Here is a 21,261-nt window from a genome sequence, read left to right as displayed (position 1 = left end):
TGTCTGCACACCGTGAGGACTCCACATGCCCTTCAGTGCGTCATACACGCCCACTCGGCAACGAAACGCGGAAGGGAGGGACGTGGGCAAGCGACCACCATGCCGAACAGCACAGCAGCGACGACGAGCGGGTGCGGGCGCGGCCGTTGGGGGCGCGGATACGGTCGCGTACCGCCGCTGTCGGCGTCTGTGTCGTGCTCGGTCTCGGGCTCATCGGCGGTGCGGTGACCGGGAGTTGGCTCACCGGGGACGACGGGGTGGACAGCAGCGCGCGTGCGTTCGCCACCGCCGGGCAGTTGTGGCACAGCGTGCCTGTCGACCAGCTGTTCCCGCCCACCGTGGAAGGGCAGGGGGCCGGTCCCGGCGGCGCCGACCGTACCTGGACGCGGATCGCCGTCGCCCCGGACACCGGCTGCGCAAACGCCTTCGACCCGTTGCTGCGGAACGCCCTCGCCCCCGTCGGCTGCCAACGGCTCCTGCGCGCCACCTACACCGACGCCACCCAGAGCTACGTCACCACCGTCGGCATCCTCTTCACCAAGGCCGACATCGCCGCGATGACCGCCCTCTCCACCCGGTTCAAGAACGAGAACCTCGCCAACCGCACCGATCTCATGCCCCGCCCGTACGCCGCCAAGGGCACCCTCGCCGCCGCCTTCGGCGACAAGCAGCGGGCCTCGTGGACCGTTTCCGTCCTCACCGACGCCCCCGTCGTCGTCTACGCCGTCTCGGGCTGGGCGGACGGCCGCAAGGTCGACACACCCGAACCCGCCGACGAGGCCGTCACGTCCGGCGGCACCGCTGCCCCCGCCCAGGCCGGTCTCGGCAACGAGGCACAGGGTCTCGCAGACCGCGTCGAGCGGAGCCTGCGCAAGACCGTCGACTCGCCGTCAGGGACCTCGACGACCTCGACGACCTCGAAGGCCTCAGAGAGCTCGGAGAAGAAGTCCTGATGAGCGTCACCGTCCGCCGGGCCGGTCTGCTGAGCGCCCTCCTGGCCGCCTCCCTCGCCCTCGTGCCGTCCACCGTCGCGCACGCCGACGGCATACGCGCCCAGGAGTGGGCCCTGGACGCCATGCACACCCAGGAGGCCTGGCAGACCACCAAGGGCAAGGGCATCACCGTCGCCGTCCTCGACACCGGCGTCGAGGCCGACCACCCCGACCTCACCGGCAACGTCCTCACCGGCAAGGACATGGTCGGCTTCGGAGCCAAGCCGGGCGACCGCGCCTGGGCCCGGCACGGCACCGCCATGGCCGGCATCATCGCCGGCCACGGACACGGCCCCGGCGACACCGACGGCGTCATCGGCATCGCCCCCGAGGCCAAGATCCTCCCCGTCCGCGTGATCCTCGAAGACGGCGACTCCGCCCGCGCCAAGGCCCGCACCACCCGAGGCAACGCCCTTGCGGACGGCATCCGTTGGGCCGCCGACTACGGCGCCGACGTCATCAACCTCTCCCTCGGCGACGACTCCGCCTCCGCCCACCCCGAGCCCGCCGAGGACGAGGCCGTGCAGTACGCCCTGAAGAAGGGCGTCGCCGTCGTCGCCTCGGCCGGCAACGGCGGCGAGAAGGGCGACCACGTCTCCTACCCGGCCGCCTACCCGGGCGTGATCGCCGCGACCGCCGTGGACCGCTTCGGCACCCGCGCCTCCTTCTCCACCCGCCGCTGGTACGCCACGGTCAGCGCCCCCGGCGTCAACGTCGTCATCGCCGACCCCGACCACAAGTACTACGAGGGGTGGGGGACCAGCGCCGCATCCGCCTTTGTGTCAGGGGCCGTCGCGCTCATCAAGGCGGCCCACCCGGGGCTGACCCCGGCCCAGATCAAGAAGCTCCTCGAAGACACCGCCCGCAACTCCCCGGCCGGCGGCCGCGACGACTCCCGCGGCTTCGGCTTCATCGACCCCGCAGCCGCCATCAAGTCAGCCGCCGCCCTCAAGCCCGCCGGTCTGAGTTCCGCCGCCTACGGCAAGAAGTACTTCGGCTCGGGCCCGGACGCCGCCAAGACCGACAGCAGCACGTCCGACTGGGCGGGCCCCCTCGCGGGCAGCGTCGGCGGAGTCCTCCTCGTCGCCGCGGTCGTCCTGTGGCGCGGCCGACGCCGACGCCCCGAGATCTTCTCGACCCAGGGGTGAGCAGGGGCAGTTGGTCGGAGAGGGGCGCCGCTCCAGCCCTGTAACGGGTGAGCCGGTCAGTCCGTCGCGGACGCCGAAGCCGCCGTGGACGAGCCGCTGCTCTCACCGAACGCCGCGACCCCCGCCTTCGCCGCCGCCTCGATCAGTGTGATGCCCTTGGTCTGCGTCGTGCTGCCCTTCGACAGCACGGCGACCAGGTACTCGTCGCCGTCCGTACCGGTCACCCGGCCGATGCTGTTGACGTCCCACAGACCGGTCGTGCTGCGCGCCAACCAGCCGTTCTTCAGCGCCCACTTGGAGCCGTCGGCCGCGGCCGACACCCCCCACTGCTGGTCGGCCTCTATCTGCTTCATCAGTCCCTGGATGTACGACCGCGACGCCGAGTTCAGCTTCGAGTCGTCCCCGAACACCTGCTGGAGCAGGGTGAGTTGGTCGGCGGCCGTCGTCTGGGTCAGGCCCCAGAGCGCACCGTCGCCACCCGTGGTGCCGGTCAGCCCGAACGTCTTGTTCGCCGTGTCGAGCCCATCCGCCTTGCCGATGATGTCCCACAGCGCCGTCGCGGAGTCGTTGTTGCTGTTCTCGATCATCGTGGTGGCGTACGACTTCTCGGCGGCTGTCAGCTGCCGGCCCGCGTCCTGCGCCTGGAGCAGCAGCGTCGCGAGGATGTCGACCTTGACGATGCTCGCCGTGTCGAAGGCGGCGCTGCCGTACGTGGCGCTCTCGCCCGACGTCAGGTCGAGCACCGCGACCGACACCTTCTGGTCGCCGGCCGGGGTCACCGACTTCATCGCCTTGGCCAGCAGCGCGTCGTAGTCCACCGTCGGCTGCGTCACAGGTTCCACCGTCGCCTCCTGGCTGCCCGAGGCCGACGCCGATGCCGACGGCGCCGGCGACGACGATACGGAGCCGGAGTGCGCGTGTGCCTTCACATACACGGTTCCCCCCGCCGTAGCGCCCACGACGGCCACGGCGGCGAGGGCGATGTAGGGGAGTGGACGGCGCCGGGAGGTACGCGCGCGGTGGTTTCGGCGGGCGGCTCTGGAAGACTCCATGCACGCGATGCTGGCGGCGGCGACTGTGCGACACGTGAGATGAAAGTTAGATGTCTGTCAACTGTGTCTGAGAAACGTGTGAAAGCTGTGTCCTCCGCGTTTCAGGGCCCGCACAAGCCCTGCAGCATCCCCCCGATAGGGTCGGTCACCGTGGCGAACAAGAACATTCCCGACTCCGGCTACTCCGACGACGACGGCACGGCCGACCCCGCACTGGGCGCGGCGCTCGCCTCCTGGGCCGAGGACCGCACCGCCGTAGGACCCGTCCTGGAGGCCCTCAAGGGCGCCCGGCTGCTCGTGCCCGTGGTGGCCGTGCTCGGCGAGGTCGAGGAGGACGAGAACGGGCTGCGCCGCGAGAAGACCAGCGACATGGCCGTGCCCACGCTGAAGGCCGGTGGCCGGACCGCGCTGCCCGCCTTCACGTCCACCGACTCGCTGGCCCGCTGGGACCCGGCGGCGCGGCCCGTGGCCGTACCGCTGCACCAGGCGCTCCAGGCCGCCGCGCACGAGAAGGCGGACACGGTGGTGCTGGACCTGGCGGGGCCGGTGCCCTTCGAGCTGTCGGGGTCCGCGCTGCTGGCCCTCGCCGAGGGGCGCACCAGCGCGGACCCGCTCGCCGACCCGGTGGTCGTGGAAGCGGTGCGCGCCGTGGTCGCAGACGTGGGCGCGGTGCTGCGCGCCTATCTCGGCCCCGGCCGGGCCGACGGCACCCTCGCGCTGGTCTTCGAGCCCGCCGTTCCGCACGACGCCGGCATCCACGCGGTCGCGCGCCGCCTCGCCGCCGACGAGACGCTGAGGGCCCGCCTGGTGCGCGGCCTCGACCTGGCGGTCCTGCCGGCCGGGACGACGCCTCCGGGCGAGCCCTTGTACGTACGGTGATCGAACGGGGTACGGACTAGCCGTAGATCGGGCCCGTGTACTTCTCGCCCGGGCCCTGGCCCGGCTCGTCGCGGACGAGGGACGCCTCGCGGAAGGCGAGCTGGAGGGACTTCAGGCCGTCGCGCAGCGGGGCCGCGTGGAACGAGCTGATCTCGGTCGCGCTCGCGTCCAGGAGGCCGGCCAGGGCGGTGACCAGCTTGCGGGCCTCGTCCAGGTCCTTGTACTTGTCGCCCTCCTCCGTCAGACCCAGCTTCACGGCGGCGGCGCTCATCAGATTCACGGCGACCGTCACGATCACCTCGACCGCCGGGACCTCCGCGATGTCGCGGGCCATGGCGTCGAAGTCGGGGGCGTCAACATTGGTGGACTCGGGAGGCGTGTCACTCATGCCCCACACGATAGGGCCCGGTGTACGGCGGTTCGCACCACCCCCGGGGAGCTGCTAACCTTGTGTGATGACCGGCCAGGCACTGTTGTGCCCGGCCAACAAGTGGAGGCTCCGATCTCCCACCTGACTGTCCTCACGGACGGCGGGTCACCCCGGTCAGGCGGTCACCATCGTTCCGTACGGACGATGGAGTCGCCCGATATTGCGCCCCGCGATCATCGCGGCGGTGCTCCGGCAGTGTTTTGGAGCCCCGTCTTGTGATCGTCCGGGGCATTTTTTGTGTTCCGGCGCGGTTAGGTCTGTCTACCAAAGACAAACGCGGCCGTCCGCCAGATGGCCGTGTGGTGCTAACCGAGGAGGATCCATCAGCACCGAGCCCCGTATCAACGACCGGATTCGCGTTCCCGAAGTGCGACTTGTCGGTCCGAGTGGCGAGCAGGTCGGAATTGTTCCGCTTGCCAAGGCCCTTGAGCTTGCGCAGGAGTACGACCTGGACCTGGTCGAGGTTGCGGCGAGTGCACGTCCGCCGGTCTGCAAGCTCATGGACTACGGGAAGTTCAAGTACGAGTCGGCCATGAAGGCCCGTGAGGCGCGCAAGAACCAGGCGCACACGGTCATCAAGGAAATGAAGCTCCGGCCGAAGATCGACCCGCACGACTATGACACCAAGAAGGGTCACGTCGTCCGGTTCCTGAAGCAGGGCGACAAGGTCAAGATCACGATCATGTTCCGTGGTCGCGAGCAGTCCCGGCCCGAGTTGGGCTACCGACTGCTTCAGCGGCTCGCGGAGGACGTGGCCGACCTCGGGTTCGTCGAGTCGAACCCGAAGCAGGACGGCCGAAACATGATCATGGTTCTCGGCCCGCACAAGAAGAAGACCGAGGCGATGGCCGAGGCCCGCGAGGCCCAGGCGGCCCGCAAGGCCGAAGCGAAGGCCAACCCGGGCAAGTCGCAGAACGCCGCGGAGTCCGAGTTCGACGACGAGGGCAGCGTCAACGAGGAGATCGTTGACGAGGGCGACGTCACCGAGGTCGAGACCGTCGAGGCCCCGGCCGAGGCTCGCGCCGACGCCTGATCCCAGGACGCCAGTCCAGGGATGTAACCGAAACAAGAGCGACGCTCCACCCGTGCCCGGTTTCACGACCGGGCACCGGAGCGCCACCGACGAGGAGATAACGGCGCTATGCCGAAGAACAAGTCGCACAGCGGTGCCAGCAAGCGCTTCAAGATCACCGGCTCCGGCAAGGTGCTCCGCGAGCGTGCCGGCAAGCGCCACCTGCTCGAGCACAAGTCGTCCCGTGTGACGCGTCGCCTCACCGGCAACGCCGAGATGGCCCCGGGCGACGCCAAGAAGATCAAGAAGCTTCTCGGCAAGTGACGTACGCGGCGCTCCGGTTGAGCGCCGTACGTCTGGACCGGGACCCCATCGATTCCGGGCCGTGTGAGTCCAACCACGGCCCCGCTACAAGGAGTTAAACAAGTGGCACGCGTCAAGCGGGCAGTCAACGCCCACAAGAAGCGCCGGGCGATCCTCGAAGCCGCCTCCGGCTACCGCGGTCAGCGTTCGCGCCTGTACCGCAAGGCCAAGGAGCAGGTCACCCACTCGCTGGTCTACAACTACAACGACCGCAAGAAGCGCAAGGGCGACTTCCGTCGGCTGTGGATCCAGCGCATCAACGCCGCTGCCCGCGCCAACGGCATCACGTACAACCGCTTCATCCAGGGTCTGAACGCGGCGAACATCGAGGTCGACCGCAAGATCCTCGCGGAGCTGGCTGTCAACGACGCCGGTGCGTTTGCCGCGCTGGTCGAGGTTGCGCAGAAGGCGCTGCCCAGCGATGTGAACGCGCCCAAGGCCGCGTGACGCTGGCTTTCGCCGTGAGTTGAAGGACCCGCAGGTTTTCAGGCCTGCGGGTTCTTTGCTGTCAACCCCGGTTCGGTAGTTGGTCGGGTGCGGGCCGTCCGTGGCTGGTCGCGCAGTTCCCCGCGCCCCTAAGGAAACCCGGGCGCCCTGCGATTTGAAGGTGAAGTTGAGAATGTCCCCTCACGGTCCCGAGCTCATTTCTCCCCGTTCCTCTCGCGTCGCCGCTGCTCGGCGGCTTGAGCGGCGGAATTTTCGGGGCAAGGAGCGGCTGTTTCTTGCCGAGGGGCCGCAGGCTGTGCGGGAGGCCGCTGGGTACAAGGACACGCTTGTCGAGTTGTTCGCCACCGTTGAGGCCGCGGAGCGGTATGCCGACATCGTCGGCGAGGCCCGTGACGCCGGTGCCCGGGTGCATCTCGCGGACGAGCAGGTCATCGCCGATATCTCGACCACCGTCACTCCGCAAGGACTGGTCGGGGTCTGCCGGTTTCTCGACACCCCGTTCGAGGAGATCCTCAAGGGTCGGCCCAAGCTCGTGGCCGTACTGGCGAACGTGCGCGATCCCGGGAACGCCGGCACCGTTCTGCGGTGTGCGGATGCTGCCGGTGCCGAAGCCGTCGTACTGACCGATGCTTCTGTGGATCTGTACAACCCCAAGGCTGTTCGGGCCTCCGTGGGGTCTCTGTTTCATCTGCCTGTCGCTGTCGGGGTGCCCGTCGAGCAGGCCGTGGCCGGGCTCAAGGGGATCGGGGTGCGGATTCTCGCCGCTGACGGGGCCGGGACCGACGACCTCGATGACGAGCTGGATCAGGGCACCATGGGTGGGCCCACCGCCTGGGTGTTCGGGAACGAGGCGTGGGGGCTTCCGGAGGAGACGCGGGCGCTCGCGGACGCCGTTGTGCGGGTTCCGATCCACGGGAAGGCCGAAAGCCTGAACCTCGCCACCGCCGCCGCCGTATGTCTGTATGCGTCGGCGCGTGCACAGCGTGCCTCCGGAGGGTGCCGCTCTGTCACCGACAGCTAGTAGGGTGACCAGCTCGGGGGCCACCTGCGCCGTATGAGAAGAGGTGGGGTACGGGGATGACTGTCGGCACGAGCAGCGCGCCGGGAGCACGGGGTGTGCCCCGGCCGTCCGAGGCCCGGCACGACGACCTCGGCATCGACCCCGACGAACTGGCCGACGGCCTGGTCATCGCCGACGAGCACGGGCATGTCGTCTGCTTCAACGCCGCCGCCGAGCGGATCACCTCCGTCGCCGCCGCGGACGCCCTCGGGCAGCGGCTGGAGAAGGCCCTTCCGTTAGAGGACCTGGAGGGGCGACGTTGGTGGCAACTGACCGATCCCTATGGTGGGTTGGCCATCCGGGTGCGGCAGCCCGAGCGGAATTTGTTGTTGCCGGGCGGTCATGAGGTTCTCGTCACCGCGCGTTATGTGCGTGCGGAACCCCTCGGTCCTGTTCGCCGGGTCGTCGTCTCCCTGCGGGACACCGAGGCCCGTCGTCGTACCGAGCGCAGTCACGCCGAGCTGATCGCGACCGTCGCCCACGAACTGCGTTCGCCGCTCACCTCCGTGAAGGGCTTCACCGCCACCCTGCTCGCCAAGTGGGAACGCTTCACGGACGACCAGAAGCGGCTGATGCTGGAGACCGTCGACGCCGACGCCAACCGCGTCACCCGGCTCATCGCCGAGCTGCTCGACATCTCCCGCATCGACTCCGGGCGGCTGGAGCTGCGCCGTCAGCCCGTCGACATGGGCGCGGCCGTCGGCCGTCACATCCAGGCGTACGTGGCCGCCGGGCAGACCGCCGACCGGTTCCTGCTCCGCGTCGAGCAACCGCTGCCGGACCTGTGGGCCGACCCCGACAAGGTCGACCAGGTGCTGAGCAACCTGCTGGAAAATGCGGTGCGCCACGGCGAGGGAACCGTCACCATCGACGTCACGGCCTCGGCCTCCCCCCGGGAAGGGGAGGAGACCGGCACCTCGGTGACGGTGAGCGACGAGGGCCCAGGCATCCCGGAGGAGTCCATGAACCGCGTCTTCACCCGCTTCTGGCGGGGCAGCAAGCGCGGCGGCACGGGTCTCGGGCTGTACATCGTCAAGGGCATCGTCGAGGCCCACGGCGGCACCATCACGGTCGGCCGCGCCCCGGACGGCGGCGCCGAGTTCCGATTTATGTTGCCCGTGGGCACCCCGGCGTATCTGCAGTAGCCCTGCCGCAGCCGCCGACGAGGGCCCACGGGCGCGGTCACCTGCCTCACCCCCGTTAGACTCGGCCTTTGGCACCTTTGCGTCCCCGTTTCAGGGACGACGACGCGTCCCCCGAGTCGAGTCGGGACGGGGACCATCCGCCAGCCAACCGGAAGCACGGGAAGAGATGTCGGCACCGAATAAGTCGTACGACCCTGTAGAGGTCGAGGCCTTGAAACCGGAAGAGATCGAGCGCACGCGGGACGAGGCGCTCGCCGCCTTCGCCGCCGCCGGTGACCTCGACGCGCTCCAGGAGGCCAAGGTCGCCCACACCGGCGGCACCTCCCCGCTCGCCCTCGCCAACCGCGAGATCGGCGCCCTGCCCCCGCAGGCCAAGGCAGCCGCAGGCAAGCTGGTCGGCCAGGCCCGGGGCGCGGTCAACAAGGCCCTCGCCGCCCGCCAGGCCGAGCTGGAGGCCGACCGCGACGCCCGCGTCCTGGTCGAGGAGGCGGTGGACGTCACGCTGCCGTACGACCGCGTACCGGCCGGCGCCCGGCACCCGCTCACCACGTTCATGGAGCGCGTCGCCGACGTCTTCGTGTCCATGGGGTACGAGATCGCCGAGGGGCCCGAGGTCGAGGCGGAGTGGTTCAACTTCGACGCCCTGAACTTCACCCCGGACCACCCGGCTCGGCAGATGCAGGACACCTTCTTCGTCCAGGGCCCCAAGGGGACGGACGGGGACGAGTCGGGTGTCGTGCTGCGCACGCACACCTCGCCCGTGCAGGCCCGCGCCATGCTGGACCGCGAGCCGCCGGTCTACATCGTGTGCCCCGGCCGCGTGTACCGCACGGACGAGCTGGACGCCACGCACACCCCGGTCTTCCACCAGATCGAGCTCCTCGCCATCGACGAGGGCCTGACCATGGCCGACCTCAAGGGCACGCTCGACCACATGGTCCAGTCGCTCTTCGGCGCGGAGATGAAGACCCGGCTGCGGCCGAACTACTTCCCCTTCACCGAGCCGTCCGCCGAGATGGACATGCTCTGCTACGTCTGCAAGGGCGAGTCCGTCGGCAACCCCGACCGCCCCTGCCGTACCTGCTCCTCCGAGGGCTGGATCGAGCTGGGCGGCTGCGGCATGGTCAACCCGCGCGTGCTCGTCGCCTGCGGTGTGGACCCGGAGAAGTACAGCGGTTTCGCCTTCGGGTTCGGCATCGAGCGGATGCTGATGTTCCGCCACAACGTCGAAGACATGCGAGACATCGTCGAGGGCGACGTCCGGTTCACCCGGCCGTTCGGGATGGAGATCTGATGCGCGTCCCGCTTTCTTGGCTGCGGGAGTACGTCGACCTGCCGGCGACGGAGACCGGCCGCGACGTCCAGGCCAAGCTCATTTCCGTCGGCCTCGAGGTAGAGACCGTCGAGCAGTTGGGCGACGGCCTCAAGGGCCCGCTCGTCGTCGGCAAGGTCCTCACCATCGAGGAGCTGGAGGGCTTCAAGAAGCCCATCCGCTTCTGCACGGTCGACGTCGGTCAGGCCAACGGCACCGGTGAGCCCCAGGAGATCGTCTGCGGCGCCCGCAACTTCGCCGTCGGCGACAAGGTCGTCGTGGTCCTCCCCGGCGCGGTCCTGCCGGGCGACTTCGCGATCGCCGCGCGCAAGACGTACGGCAAGACCTCGCACGGCATGATCTGCTCCGGCGACGAGCTGGGCATGGGCGACGACGGCTCGCACGGCATCATCGTGCTGCCGCCCGAGCACGAGGTCGGCACCGACGCGATCGAGCTGCTCCAGCTCGTCGACGAGGTCCTCGACATCGCCGTCACCCCCGACCGCGGCTACGCCCTGTCGATCCGCGGCGTCGCCCGCGAGACCGCCATCGCCTACGGCCTCCCGCTGCGCGACCCGGCGCTCCTGGACGTACCGCAGCCGAACGCCTTCGGCTACCCGGTCCACGTCTCCGACCCGATGGGCTGCGACCGCTTCACGGCCCGCACGGTGACCGGCCTCGACCCCGACGCCCGCTCCCCGCTCTGGCTCACGCGCCGCCTCCAGAAGGCGGGCATGCGCCCGATCTCGCTCGCCGTCGACATCACCAACTACGTGATGCTGGAGCTGGGCCAGCCCCTGCACGCCTACGACCGCTCCCGCGTCCAGGGTCCGATCGGCGTGCGCCGGGCCGAGCAGGGGGAGAAGCTCACCACCCTCGACGGCGCCAAGCGCACGCTGGACGCCGAGGACCTGGTGATCACCGACGACCGCGGCCCCATCGGCCTCGCGGGTGTCATGGGCGGCGCCAACACGGAGATTGACGACACCGAGGGCACCACGACCGAGGTCGTCGTCGAGGCCGCGCACTTCGACGCGCTCTCCATCTCGCGCACGGCCCGCCGCCACAAGCTGGCCTCCGAGGCGTCCAAGCGCTTCGAGCGGGGCGTCGACCCGCAGGCCGCCTCGGCAGCAGCGCAGCGCACGGTCGACCTCCTGGTCCTCCTCGCGGGCGGCACGGCGGACGCGGGCGTCACCGAGGTCATCGCGCCCTCGGCCCCGCACACCATCACCATCCCGGCGGACCACCCGGACAAGGTCGCGGGTGTCGCCTACGGCCGCGAAACCGTCGTACGGCGTCTCCAGGAAGTCGGCTGCGACGTGTACGGGCAGGACGAGCTGATCGTCACCGTCCCGTCCTGGCGCCCCGACCTCACGGACCCGAACGACCTGGCCGAAGAGGTCATCCGCCTGGAGGGCTACGAGAACCTGCCCTCCACGCTCCCGAAGCCCCCCGCGGGCCGGGGCCTGACCGACCGCCAGCGTCTCCACCGCCGGGTCGGCCGCGCGCTGGCCGGCGCCGGTTACGTCGAGGCGCCGAACTACCCCTTCGTCGGCGAGCACGTCTTCGACCAGTTCGGCCTGACCGCCGACGACCCGAACCGCAAGGTCGTCAAGCTGGTCAACCCGCTCTCCGACGAGGAGCCCGCGCTTCGTACGACGCTGCTGCCGGGGCTGTTGGGTGCGTTGCGGCGCAATGACGGTCGTGGTTCTCATGACCTCGCGCTGTTCGAGACGGGCCTGGTCTTCCACCCGCGTGAAGAGCTGAAGATCGCGGTACGGCTGCCCGTCGACCGGCGTCCTACCGACGAGGAGATCGCTTCTCTTACGGAGGCGCTGCCCGTCCAGCCCCGGCATGCCGCGGTCGTCCTCGCGGGCGCGCGTGAGCAGGCCGGGTGGTGGGGCAAGGGGCGCCCGTCCGACTGGGCCGACGCGGTCGAGGCGGCTCGGGTGCTCGCGCGGGAGGCCGGTACCGAACTCGTCGTGCGGGGTGGGCAGTACGGGCCCTGGCACCCCGGTCGCTGCGCGGAACTCGCGGTTGTCGTCGAGGGTGTTGAGCAAGTCATCGGATACGCGGGGGAGTTGCACCCGGGTGTGCTGAAGACGCTGGGTCTGCCTGCGCGTACCAGTGCGATGGAACTCGACCTGGATGTCCTTGAGTTGGCGTCTTCCGGTGTTCCCAAGGGGCCGAAGATCTCCACGTTCCCTGTTGCCACGCAGGATGTCGCGCTCGTTGTTGATGTGGCTGTGCCGCATGCGGGTGTCGAGGCGGCGTTGCGTGAGGGGGCGGGTGAACTGCTGGAGTCGATCCGGTTGTTCGACGTGTATGAGAACGCGGCGCAGTTGGGCGAGGGTAAGAAGTCGCTCGCCTACGCGTTGCGGTTCCGGGCGGCTGATCGGACGTTGACTGTCGATGAGGCGTCTGCGGCTCGGGATGCGGCGGTTTCGCTTGCCGGGGAGCGGGTTGGGGCTGTGCTTCGCGGCTAGAACGGGCTAAGGGGCGGGGAGCTGCTGTTGTTTGCCGGCTGCGGGTGCGTTGTGGCTGGTCGCGCAGTTCCCCGCGCCCCTTGACGGCATCCTCGTGGGCCTGTGTTTGCGGGTCTACCTGCATAAATGCGGGTGTCTCATCTCTTCTCACTCGTTCGGGTGAGAAGTTCGGGTGATGTGGCCCGATCGGGGCATGTGGTCGACAGAATCGGACCGGCCTTTCGGGGTCGGTCCGATTGCGCTGTCGGGGCCTATTTGGGGGGCCACAGGCATGATCCGCATCAAGGCTGGGGTGCCCCGCAGGACGCGCCCGAGGACGCGTGCCCGCCGTCCGCTGCGCAGGGCACTCGCCCTGGGGATGCCCACGGTCTGGGGCGCCATAGCGATCACCTACAAACTCACCTGCCCGCTCGCCCAGGAGAACGACCTCGGCGCGCGCATCGTCACCAGCGCCGTGTTCTTCGCGGTCGGTACCGGTCTCATCGTCCAGGTCCGCCGCTCCCTGCTGCGCGAACTCCGGCAGATCCGCCAGATCGCCGGTGCCGCGCAGAACGCCCTGCTGCGGCCGTTGCCGCCTCGCCTCGACGGGCTGAACATCGCCGCCGCCCAACTGTCCGCGGAGCGCGGTGCGGTGGTCGGCGGTGACCTGTACGAGGTGATCGCCACCGAGCACGGCGTACGGGTCGTGATGGGCGACGTCCGGGGCCACGGCATCTCCGCGATCGGCACGGTGGCCGCCGTCCTCGGCAGTTTCCGCGAGGCCGCCCACGACGAGCCCGACCTGGAAGGCGTCCTACGACGGCTGGAGCGCGCCCTCGCCCGCCATCTGCGCGAACGCGCCCGCGCCGAACATCCCGCGGCGGGCGGCCTCGACCCCGACAGCCCGGTCGCCGAGGAGTTCGTCACCGTACTGCTGCTGGAGATCGGCAGGGACGGCGAGGTGCGGGCTCTGAACTGCGGTCACCCGTGGCCGTACCTGCTGAGCGGGGAGAGTGTCGAACCACTTGCCCGCGCGGATCCTCTTCCGCCCCTCGGCCCGTTCCCGTTGCCGACAGAGCTGCCGTTCGTCTGCTGCGGCCAACTCCTCCCGGGCGAGGCGCTGTTCCTCTACACGGACGGGGCGGAGGATGCCCGTGACAGCCACGGCCGCTTCTTCCCCTTGCGGGCGACGCTGACGGAGGCGGTGGCCCAACACCCGGTCCCGGTCCCGGTACCGCAGTCGGTGCTGGGTTCGGTCTTCACGGCGCTGCTCCGCCACACAGCCGGCACCCCGACGGACGACGTGGCGATACTCGTCCTGAGCAATGACCGCAAGCCGGCGCATCCCCACCTAGGGGCGCGGGGCTGTGACATCAGCGGCTCCGCCGCGGGGGCGCGACCAGCCACGACGATGCCGCCCTCGACCAACTACCGACAGCCCAACGGTGTTTAGTCGCCCGCAAAGCCAGGCCGCCGCACTTACGAGGGGGAGCCGGCGGCCCGGCCGGCCTCTTGCGAGGCAATCCAGTCAACCGGTTCGGAACTCTCCGCAACAGCGCGCACACAGCACGGATTCGCGCACTCCGTTCACACCCGGTGTGAACCGAACCGCACTACTCTGTCCGCACCGATTCACCGGGGGGCCATCCATGCAGCCCAACACACTCCTCGACGCGATCCTGGACGAGGCGGGAATCTCGCACGCGGGACTCGCCGCCCACGTGAACCAGGCGGGACGGGCCCGAGGGCTCGCGCTACGGTACGAACACACCGCCGTGGCACGGTGGTTGAAGGGTCAGCGGCCGCGAGGCCAGGTCCCCGACCTGATCTGCGAGGTGCTCGCGACCCGCCTGCACAGACCCGTCACCCTCGACGACATCGGTCTGGGCGTACCGGGCGAACCGTCCACCCCGCACGGCACCTCCCTCTCCGGCTTCGTCGAGCGGGCCACCGCCCTGTGGCGCTCCGACGAACAGCAGCGGCCGCACATCCTCGGCGCACCCGCAGTCACCGGAACGCCCGCCGTGATGCCCGTCTGGGAGTGGGAGAACCCGCCCGACGACGTGGACGTCTCGCGTGGCGGCCGGCACCGGGTGAGCATGGCCGACATCGAGATGCTGCGCGCGGCCCGCGCCCACTACGAGCAGATGTACCGCAAGGCCGGCGGCGTCGCGACCCGCACCCGCATCGTCGGCTTCCTCAATTCCGAGACCGCCCCGCTGCTGCGCGGCAGCTACACCGACGCCACCGGCCGCCAACTGCACCGCGCCACCGGTGGGTTGGTGGCGATCGCGGGCATCTGCGCCTACGACTCCGACGCGCACGGCCTCGCCCAGCGCTACTTCCACCAGGCGCTACGGCTGGCAAAGGCCAGCAACGACAGGGGACTTGGCGCGTACGTCATCGCGCTGCTCGTCAACCAGTCGCTGTTCATGCGGGAGTTCCGCCAGGCCGTGGCCTTCGCGGAGGCCGCGCTGCGTGCCGCCGGCCGGCAGATCACCCCGGCGCTCGCCTCCGACCTGTACGCGATGCAGGCGAAGGCGTACGCACACCTCGGTGACGGCACGAGCGCCCTGTCCTGCATCCGGCGTGCCGAGCAGGCCGCCGAACGCATCCGGCGCGGATACGAACCCGACGAGACCGGCTATGTCCAGCCGGGCCTAGTCAACGTCCAGGTGGCGGAGGCGCTTCTCAGCCTCGGCGATCTGACGGCGGCGGGTGAGCATGCCACGGCGGCCGTGGACACTCCGGCGCACGACCGGGGCCGGGTGCACCGGCTGGCCATGCTCAGCCAGATCGAACTGCGCCAGGGAAACGCCGACAAAGCGGTGGCCACGGCCCTACAGATGGCCGAACAGGCGCGGGGGATGGAGTCCCAGCGACTGCGCGACAGACTCCGCGCGGTGCGCGAGTACCTGGTGCGCAGCGACTGCGCGGGTACCACCGAGGCGGCCGAACTCATCGACGGGGCACTGCGCGTGCCGCTGTAGAGAGCGCCCTGGAAAGCGCCGTAGACCACAACACAGTTCCTGCTGCGATATTGCCACTTACTCGACGGAAGGTGGCAGAACCGTGCAGTGGACGAAACAGAACGAACAAACTGTGTACTCAAACCGCTGGTTCAGCGTCAATCTCGCGGATGTCGAACTACCCGACGGCCGACACCTCGACCACTTCCTGATACGGCTGCGGCCGGTGGCCGTGGCGACGGTGGTCAACGAGGCGAACGAGGTTCTCCTCCTGTGGCGGCACCGTTTCATCACCGACAGCTGGGGGTGGGAGCTCGCGGCCGGCGTCGTGGAGGACGGCGAGGACATCGCGCGCGCGGCCGCCAGGGAACTGGAGGAAGAGACCGGCTGGCGGCCGGGGCCCCTGCACCACCTGATGAGCGTGGAACCGTCCAACGGGCTCACGGACGCCCGGCACCACATCTACTGGGCCGACGAGGGCGAGTACACCGGACACCCCGTGGACGACTTCGAGTCGGACCGCCGGGAATGGGTGCCGCTCAAACTCGTACCCGACATGGTCGCCCGCGGGGAGGTCCCGGCCGCCAACATGGCGGCCGCGTTAATGCTGTTGCACCACATGAGGAGCGCCCCGTAGGGGCGCGGGGAACTGCGCGACCAGCCACGACGAGCCCGCAGCTGACCCATCGACCTATAGGCTCTAGCGTCCCAAGGCCTGCCAGACAGTCACGACAAGTGCACCTACGGCGGTCATCGCGGCAATAGCTGGCAGCGGCCACCTGGTGTGCTCAAGTGCAACGATTCGCGCGCTCAGATCGTCCAGTTCCTTGTCCGTCTCCTCGGTGCGATGGCTGAGCAGCGCCAGCCCGCCCTCGACCCGCGCGTAGGCGACGTCGAGGCGGCGGCGTAACTCTGCGAGTTCTCCATGGACCACGGGATGCTCGGGGTCGGCGGTCACGGGTCCGCTCCTTTCCGTAGTCGGAACATCCCCTGCATGTGCATGAAGAGTCAACTCGCCTGGTGGGCACCGGGGGAGAGTGTGCGGGCGGCATATGCGGGCCCGGCGCGCACACGGCGTGTGAATGGCGCGGGCCCGGCGCTCCGAAGAGTGCCGGGCCCGCAACCGCCAAAGTATTACGGTGAGTTGCCGCGAGGGAAGTGCTCAGGCGTAGGTGTAGAAGCCCGAGCCGGACTTACGGCCCAGCCGGCCCGCGTCGACCATGCGCTGGAGCAGCGGGGGAGCGGCGTACAGCGGCTCCTTGTACTCCTCGTACATCGAGAAGGCGACCGAGGCGACCGTGTCCAGACCGATCAGGTCGGACAGCTTCAGCGGGCCCATCGGGTGGGCGCAGCCGAGTTCCATGCCGTTGTCGATGTCCTCGCGGCTGGCGATGCCCGACTCGAACATCCGGATCGCGGACAGGAGATAGGGGATCAGCAGCGCGTTGACCACGAAGCCGGAGCGGTCCTGGGCGCGGATCGCGTGCTTGCCGAGCGCCTTCTCGGCGAACAGCTGGGCGCGGCTGAGCGTGCCCTCGGAGGTGGTGAGCGCCGGGATCAGCTCGACGAGCTTCTGCACCGGGGCCGGGTTGAAGAAGTGGATGCCGATGACCTGGTCGGGGCGCGAGGTGGCGACCGCGAGCCGCACCAGCGGGATCGAGGAGGTGTTGGAGGCGAGGATCGCGTCGGGGCGGGTCACGACCTGGTCGAGCACCTGGAAGATCTCGGTCTTCACCTGCTCGTTCTCGACGACGGCCTCGATGACGAGGTCGCGGTCGGCGAACTCGCCGAGATCGGTGGTGAAGCTGAGCCGCGCCTGCGTCTCCGCCAGTTCCTCCGCGGAGATCTTGCCGCGCTCGGCGGCCTTGGTCAGCGAGTTGAACAGCCGGGTCCGGCCGATCTCCAGGGCCTCGCCGGTGGTCTCGGCGACCTTCACGTCCAGGCCGGAGCGGGCGCACACCTCGGCGATACCCGCGCCCATCTGGCCGCAGCCGACCACTCCGACGCGCTCGATGTCGGTCACATCGTCCCCTTCACTGCTCTGTCACTGTGTCGCAGGACCCCGTTGTTCGGCGCCTGCTCCGATCGTGCACGTTACCCGCAAGTATCGATGATCGATCGCCGGGGTCGGGCATTCTGGGGCGCGGAGACGATCCGTGACGGCACGGATCCACAGCGTATGGGGGTGTGCAGATGGGGCGATTGTCACGTCGGGCGTTCGCGATGGCCGCGCTGTCGACGCTGGCCACGACGGGCAGCGCGGCGGCGGACACCGGTCGCGCGTCGAGGCCGGCAGGTCGTCCGCGCGGGGTCACCGAGATGCGGGGCGTGTGGCTGGCGACGGTGGCCAACCGCGACTGGCCCTCCCGTCCGGGCCTCACGCCGGCGCAGCAGCGCACCGAACTGATCGCCCACCTCGACACGGCGGTCCGCGACCGCCTCAACACGGTGATCTTCCAAGTACGGCCCACCGCCGACGCGTTGTGGCCCTCGCCGTACGAACCCTGGTCCCAGTACCTCACCGGCACCCAGGGCAAGGCCCCCGGCTGGGACCCGCTCGGGACGGCTGTGGAAGAGGCGCATGTGCGGGGGCTGCAACTGCACGCGTGGTTCAACCCGTACCGCATCGCCAACAACACCGACCTGACGAAACTCGTCCCCTCGCACCCCGCGCGCAAGCACCCGGACTGGGTGGTCACGTACGGCGGGAAGCTCTACTACAACCCCGGGCTGCCACAGGTCCGCGCCTTCGTCGAGAACGCGATCCTCGACGCGGTGAAGAAGTACCCCGTGGACGGGGTCCACTTCGACGACTACTTCTACCCGTACCCGGTGGCCGGCCAGACCTTCGACGACGACGCGGCCTACGACAGGTACGGCAGCGGATTCGCGGACCGGGCCGCGTGGCGCCGCGACAACATCGACAAGCTGATCCGCGAGACCGCGGCCCGTATCCAGCAGGTCCGCCCGGGCACGCGGTTCGGGATCAGCCCCTTCGGCGTGTGGCGCAACATCGCGACCGACTCGCGCGGCTCCGACACCCGCGCGGGGGTGCAGACGTACGACGACCTCAGCGCGGACACCCGCAAGTGGGTGCGCGAGAACTGGATCGACTACATCGTCCCGCAGCTGTACTGGAACATCGGCTTCGCCGCCGCCGACTACGCCAAGCTGCTGCCCTGGTGGGCGGAGGTCGCGCGCGGCACGAAGACACGGCTCTACGCGGGTGAGGCGCTGTACAAGGCGGGCGACCCGGCGCAGCCCGCGGCCTGGCAGGACCCCGCCGAACTGTCCCGGCACCTCACCCTCGCCGCCAAGTACCCCCAGGTCGGCGGGCACGTCTTCTTCGCGGCCAAGGACGTGGCGGTGGACCCGGCCGGCGCGATGGCACGGGTGGTGGCCGACCACTACCGGCAGCCGGCGAAGCCCCCGCGCTGAACTACCGTTCCGAGGCCGGGTACTTGATGTCCTGGTGTTTGATCTCGCAGTCCGGGCCGGGTGACATCACGGCCTCGTGCCCGTCGGCGAAGCGGACGCGGTAGGGCGGACCGCCCTCCGCACCCATCACCTCGACGACTTCCGAGACCTGGTCGTGCACGCCGACCACCCGGCCGTGCTGGACGAGCCGATCACCCACGATCGCACGCATCTGTCGCGCCTCCTCACCGAGTACGGGAGCAGCGGTCCATGCCCTTCGATTCTACGGCGGACCGCCCGGCCGGGACCGGCACGTGCACGCCCTTCAACTCCGCGCCCGCTGGGTGACGGCGATGCACACCAGCACCGCCGCCGCGGTCAGCGGGGCGGCCACGGGCAGATGCTCGCCGAGCAGCAGGACCGACCAGACCAGCGTGAGCAGCGGCTGGGCCAGCTGTAGCTGGCTCGCCTTCGGGACGCCGATGGCGGCCATGCCCCGGTACCAGACGACAAGCCCGACGAACTGCGAACCGGCGGCGACCCACAGCAGCCCGGCCACGCTGTGCGCGGTGAGGTGCGGGGTGTCGTACGACAGCGCGATCGCGGCGGCGGGCACGCTCAGCGGCAGGCACAGGACCAGCGCCCAGGCGATGACCTGCCAGCCGGGCATGACCCGGGCCAGCCGGCCGCCCTCGGTGTAGCCGGCCGCGCAGACCAGCAGCGCGGCGAGGAGATACAGGTCGGCGGTGGTCACGGTGCCGCCGCTCTGCTGGACCGTGAAGGCGAGCACCGCGCCGGCGCCCGCGAGCGCGGCCGTCCAGAAGGTTCGCGAGGGGCGGATGCCGGTGCGCAGCGCGGACAGGGCGGCGGTCGTCAGCGGCAGCAGACCGACAACCACCGCCGCGTGCGCGGTGGTTGACGTCTCCAGCGCGAGCGTGGTGAGCAGCGGGAAACCGACCACCACTCCGGCGGCCACGACGGCCAGTCCGGCCCAGTGGCGACGCTCGGGCACGGCGACGCGCAGTGCCAGCAGGCAGCTCCCCGCGATCAGCGCGGCGAGGACGCACCGCACGGCCACCAACGACCAGGGACCGAAGCCTTCCAGCCCCCAGGCGGTGGCGGGGAAGGTGAGGGAGAAGGCGATGACGCCGAGCGCGGCGAGAACCGTCCCGGTACCGGCTGAGGCCTTCGCCGCCTCGGCCGTCCCGGTGGTGGGGGAGGTGCTGACCGCTATCGGGCTCGGGGCAGTAGCGCTATCGTGTGCTCTCATGCAAGAGCGTAGCAGCGTGGGCGAGCTGGCGAATCGGCTGCGACAGGAACTCGACCACTACTCTCCAGGTGGAAAGCTGCCGTCGAGCCGGGCGCTCGTCGAGCGGTTCCGGGTGAGCCCCGTGACCGTCTCGCGCGCCCTCGCGCAACTGGCCGCCGAGGGGCTGGTGGTCACCCGGCCCGGCGCCGGCGCGTTCCGGGCGACGCCCCGTCCCGCGACCGCGACCGTGGGGGACAGCTCCTGGCAGGAGGTCGCGCTGAGCGCGGGCGGCGCCGCCGACCTCGTACCGCGCACGGTGGACGCGTCCGGAGTCCTGGCCTCGCTCGCCGCCCCACCGCCCGGGGTGATCGAGTTCAACGGCGGCTATCTGCACCCGTCCCTCCAGCCCGAGCGCGCGCTGGCCGCGGCCCTGTCCCGGGCCGGCCGCCGCCCCGGCGCCTGGGGCCGGCCGCCGATGGAGGGCCTGCCGGAACTGCGCGAGTGGTTCGCGCGCGGCATCGGCGGGGCGATGACGGCCGCCGACGTACTGGTCAGCGCGGGCGGTCAGTCCGCCCTCACCACCGCACTGCGCGCCCTCGCGCCTCCCGGCGCACCCGTTCTCGTCGAATCCCCCACGTATCCAGGCATGTTGGCGATCGCGCGGGCGGCGGGCCTGCGTCCGGTCCCGGTGCCGGTGGACGCGGACGGCGTGAAACCGCCCCTGCTCGCCGACGCGTTCCGCGCGACCGGCGCCCAAGTCCTCGTCTGCCAGCCCCTGTTCCAGAACCCGACCGGCGCCGTACTGGCCCCCGAGCGCCGCCCGGAGGTCCTGCGCATCGCCCGCGAGGCGGGCGCGTTCGTCGTCGAGGACGACTTCGTACGACGGCTGGTGCACGAGGACGCGGGCCCGCTGCCGCGCCCGCTGGCCGCCGACGACCCCGACGGAGTCGTCGTCCACGTCGGCTCGCTCACCAAGGCGACCTCGCCCAGCTTCCGGGTCAGCGCACTCGCCGCGCACGGTCCGGTGCTGGAACGCCTGCGCGCCATCCAGGTCGTCGACACCTTCTTCGTCCCCCGCCCACTCCAGGAAGCGGCCCTCGAACTCGTCGGCTCCCCGGCCTGGACCCGCCATCTCCGCGCCATCTCAACCGAGTTGAAGACCCGCCGCGACACGATGACGACCGCCCTGCGCCTCGGGGAAGCGGGCAGGTCGTCCAGGAAATCCGCCGAGGGCACGAAGAAAAGACTTCCGGTGACGGCCGTGGAGAAGTCCAGGATGCGGTCGTGGGACGCGGTGTCCGTACCCAGGAACATGTTGCGC

General features: G+C 70.1%; 19 protein-coding genes and 3 pseudogenes. 15 read left to right on the top strand and 7 right to left on the bottom strand.

Annotated elements, in window-relative coordinates:
- Positions 1-131: 131 nt before the first annotated feature.
- Positions 132-953, top strand: a complete 822-nt coding sequence (locus tag ACNFOC_RS30465) for a hypothetical protein (protein ID WP_416962276.1) — start codon at positions 132-134, stop codon at positions 951-953.
- On the top strand, positions 953-2,140 hold the full coding sequence (mycP, locus tag ACNFOC_RS30460) for a type VII secretion-associated serine protease mycosin (protein ID WP_416962274.1): 1,188 nt from the start codon (positions 953-955) through the stop codon (positions 2,138-2,140). The genes ACNFOC_RS30465 and mycP overlap by 1 nt, the downstream gene beginning before the upstream one ends.
- A 56-nt stretch (positions 2,141-2,196) precedes the next feature.
- On the opposite strand, the gene ACNFOC_RS30455 is transcribed toward mycP, so the two are convergent.
- On the bottom strand, positions 2,197-3,192 hold the full coding sequence (locus tag ACNFOC_RS30455; protein WP_416962273.1) for a serine hydrolase: 996 nt from the start codon (positions 3,190-3,192) through the stop codon (positions 2,197-2,199).
- Positions 3,193-3,342: 150 nt separating this feature from the next.
- Between ACNFOC_RS30455 and ACNFOC_RS30450 the strand changes: the two genes are divergently transcribed.
- Positions 3,343-4,071: an SseB family protein gene (locus ACNFOC_RS30450; protein ID WP_416962272.1), complete on the top strand. Its 729-nt coding sequence runs from the start codon at positions 3,343-3,345 to the stop codon at positions 4,069-4,071.
- A gap of 16 nt (positions 4,072-4,087) precedes the next feature.
- On the opposite strand, the gene ACNFOC_RS30445 is transcribed toward ACNFOC_RS30450, so the two are convergent.
- A complete protein-coding gene (locus tag ACNFOC_RS30445) occupies positions 4,088-4,459 on the bottom strand; it encodes a DUF1844 domain-containing protein (protein WP_019065475.1) in 372 nt (123 codons plus the stop codon).
- 333 nt (positions 4,460-4,792) lie between these two features.
- Between ACNFOC_RS30445 and infC the strand changes: the two are divergent.
- The 10 genes and pseudogenes from infC (at position 4,793) to ACNFOC_RS30395 (ending at position 15,911) form a co-directional block, all read left to right on the top strand.
- Positions 4,793-5,534 (top strand): annotated as a pseudogene (gene infC / locus ACNFOC_RS30440) (translation initiation factor IF-3).
- Between the two features lie 108 nt (positions 5,535-5,642).
- On the top strand, positions 5,643-5,837 hold the full coding sequence (gene rpmI / locus ACNFOC_RS30435; RefSeq protein ID WP_019065473.1) for a 50S ribosomal protein L35: 195 nt from the start codon (positions 5,643-5,645) through the stop codon (positions 5,835-5,837).
- A gap of 102 nt (positions 5,838-5,939) precedes the next feature.
- Complete coding sequence (gene rplT / locus ACNFOC_RS30430) at positions 5,940-6,323, top strand: 50S ribosomal protein L20 (protein WP_019066261.1); 384 nt, start codon at positions 5,940-5,942, stop codon at positions 6,321-6,323.
- A 172-nt stretch (positions 6,324-6,495) separates the two neighbouring features.
- Entirely contained in the window at positions 6,496-7,344 is an 849-nt protein-coding gene (locus ACNFOC_RS30425; RefSeq protein WP_416962275.1) for a TrmH family RNA methyltransferase, read from the top strand.
- Positions 7,345-7,400: 56 nt separating this feature from the next.
- A complete protein-coding gene (locus ACNFOC_RS30420; protein ID WP_416962271.1) occupies positions 7,401-8,528 on the top strand; it encodes a sensor histidine kinase in 1,128 nt (375 codons plus the stop codon).
- Between the two features lie 166 nt (positions 8,529-8,694).
- Positions 8,695-9,822 carry a phenylalanine--tRNA ligase subunit alpha gene (pheS, locus tag ACNFOC_RS30415; RefSeq protein ID WP_416962270.1) on the top strand — a complete coding sequence of 376 codons (1,128 nt, stop codon included), beginning with the start codon at positions 8,695-8,697 and terminating at the stop codon, positions 9,820-9,822.
- The gene (gene pheT / locus ACNFOC_RS30410) at positions 9,822-12,326 is read left to right on the top strand and encodes a phenylalanine--tRNA ligase subunit beta (RefSeq protein WP_416962269.1); all 2,505 of its coding nucleotides are present in this window, start codon (positions 9,822-9,824) and stop codon (positions 12,324-12,326) included. The genes pheS and pheT overlap by 1 nt, the downstream gene beginning before the upstream one ends.
- A 271-nt stretch (positions 12,327-12,597) precedes the next feature.
- Positions 12,598-13,758 (top strand): PP2C family protein-serine/threonine phosphatase, encoded by a 1,161-nt coding sequence (locus ACNFOC_RS30405; protein ID WP_416962268.1) that lies wholly within the window; start codon positions 12,598-12,600, stop codon positions 13,756-13,758.
- A 196-nt stretch (positions 13,759-13,954) separates the two neighbouring features.
- Positions 13,955-15,295 carry an NsdA family TPR-like regulatory protein gene (locus ACNFOC_RS30400; protein ID WP_416962267.1) on the top strand — a complete coding sequence of 447 codons (1,341 nt, stop codon included), beginning with the start codon at positions 13,955-13,957 and terminating at the stop codon, positions 15,293-15,295.
- Positions 15,296-15,377: 82 nt separating this feature from the next.
- A complete protein-coding gene (locus ACNFOC_RS30395) occupies positions 15,378-15,911 on the top strand; it encodes an NUDIX hydrolase (RefSeq protein WP_416962266.1) in 534 nt (177 codons plus the stop codon).
- A gap of 63 nt (positions 15,912-15,974) precedes the next feature.
- On the opposite strand, the gene ACNFOC_RS30390 is transcribed toward ACNFOC_RS30395, so the two are convergent.
- Both ACNFOC_RS30390 and ACNFOC_RS30385 read right to left on the bottom strand, forming a co-directional pair.
- A complete protein-coding gene (locus ACNFOC_RS30390) occupies positions 15,975-16,232 on the bottom strand; it encodes a hypothetical protein (RefSeq protein WP_327405333.1) in 258 nt (85 codons plus the stop codon).
- 204 nt (positions 16,233-16,436) lie between these two features.
- Complete coding sequence (locus tag ACNFOC_RS30385; RefSeq protein ID WP_416962265.1) at positions 16,437-17,297, bottom strand: 3-hydroxybutyryl-CoA dehydrogenase; 861 nt, start codon at positions 17,295-17,297, stop codon at positions 16,437-16,439.
- A gap of 170 nt (positions 17,298-17,467) precedes the next feature.
- Between ACNFOC_RS30385 and ACNFOC_RS30380 the strand changes: the two genes are divergently transcribed.
- The gene (locus ACNFOC_RS30380) at positions 17,468-18,712 is read left to right on the top strand and encodes a glycoside hydrolase family 10-like protein (protein ID WP_416962264.1); all 1,245 of its coding nucleotides are present in this window, start codon (positions 17,468-17,470) and stop codon (positions 18,710-18,712) included.
- Position 18,713: 1 nt separating this feature from the next.
- On the opposite strand, the gene ACNFOC_RS30375 is transcribed toward ACNFOC_RS30380, so the two are convergent.
- The gene (locus tag ACNFOC_RS30375) at positions 18,714-18,923 is read right to left on the bottom strand and encodes a DUF1918 domain-containing protein (protein WP_416962263.1); all 210 of its coding nucleotides are present in this window, start codon (positions 18,921-18,923) and stop codon (positions 18,714-18,716) included.
- 93 nt (positions 18,924-19,016) lie between these two features.
- On the bottom strand, positions 19,017-19,961 hold the full coding sequence (locus ACNFOC_RS30370) for a DMT family transporter (RefSeq protein ID WP_416962262.1): 945 nt from the start codon (positions 19,959-19,961) through the stop codon (positions 19,017-19,019).
- On the opposite strand from ACNFOC_RS30370, the pseudogene ACNFOC_RS30365 reads away from it, so the two are divergent.
- Positions 19,960-21,135, top strand: a pseudogene (locus tag ACNFOC_RS30365) (aminotransferase-like domain-containing protein); the annotation flags it as partial. The gene ACNFOC_RS30370 and the pseudogene ACNFOC_RS30365 overlap by 2 nt on opposite strands.
- Positions 21,136-21,203: 68 nt before the next feature.
- On the opposite strand, the pseudogene ACNFOC_RS30360 reads toward ACNFOC_RS30365, so the two are convergent.
- A pseudogene (locus tag ACNFOC_RS30360) lies at positions 21,204-21,254 on the bottom strand (hypothetical protein); the annotation flags it as partial.
- Between the last annotated feature and the right edge of the window lie 7 nt (positions 21,255-21,261).

This window comes from Streptomyces colwelliae, from assembly GCF_048158785.1.
Taxonomy (GTDB): domain Bacteria; phylum Actinomycetota; class Actinomycetes; order Streptomycetales; family Streptomycetaceae; genus Streptomyces.
Note: the sequence above shows the minus strand (reverse complement) of the source record. Positions and strands in the feature narration are given on the sequence as shown.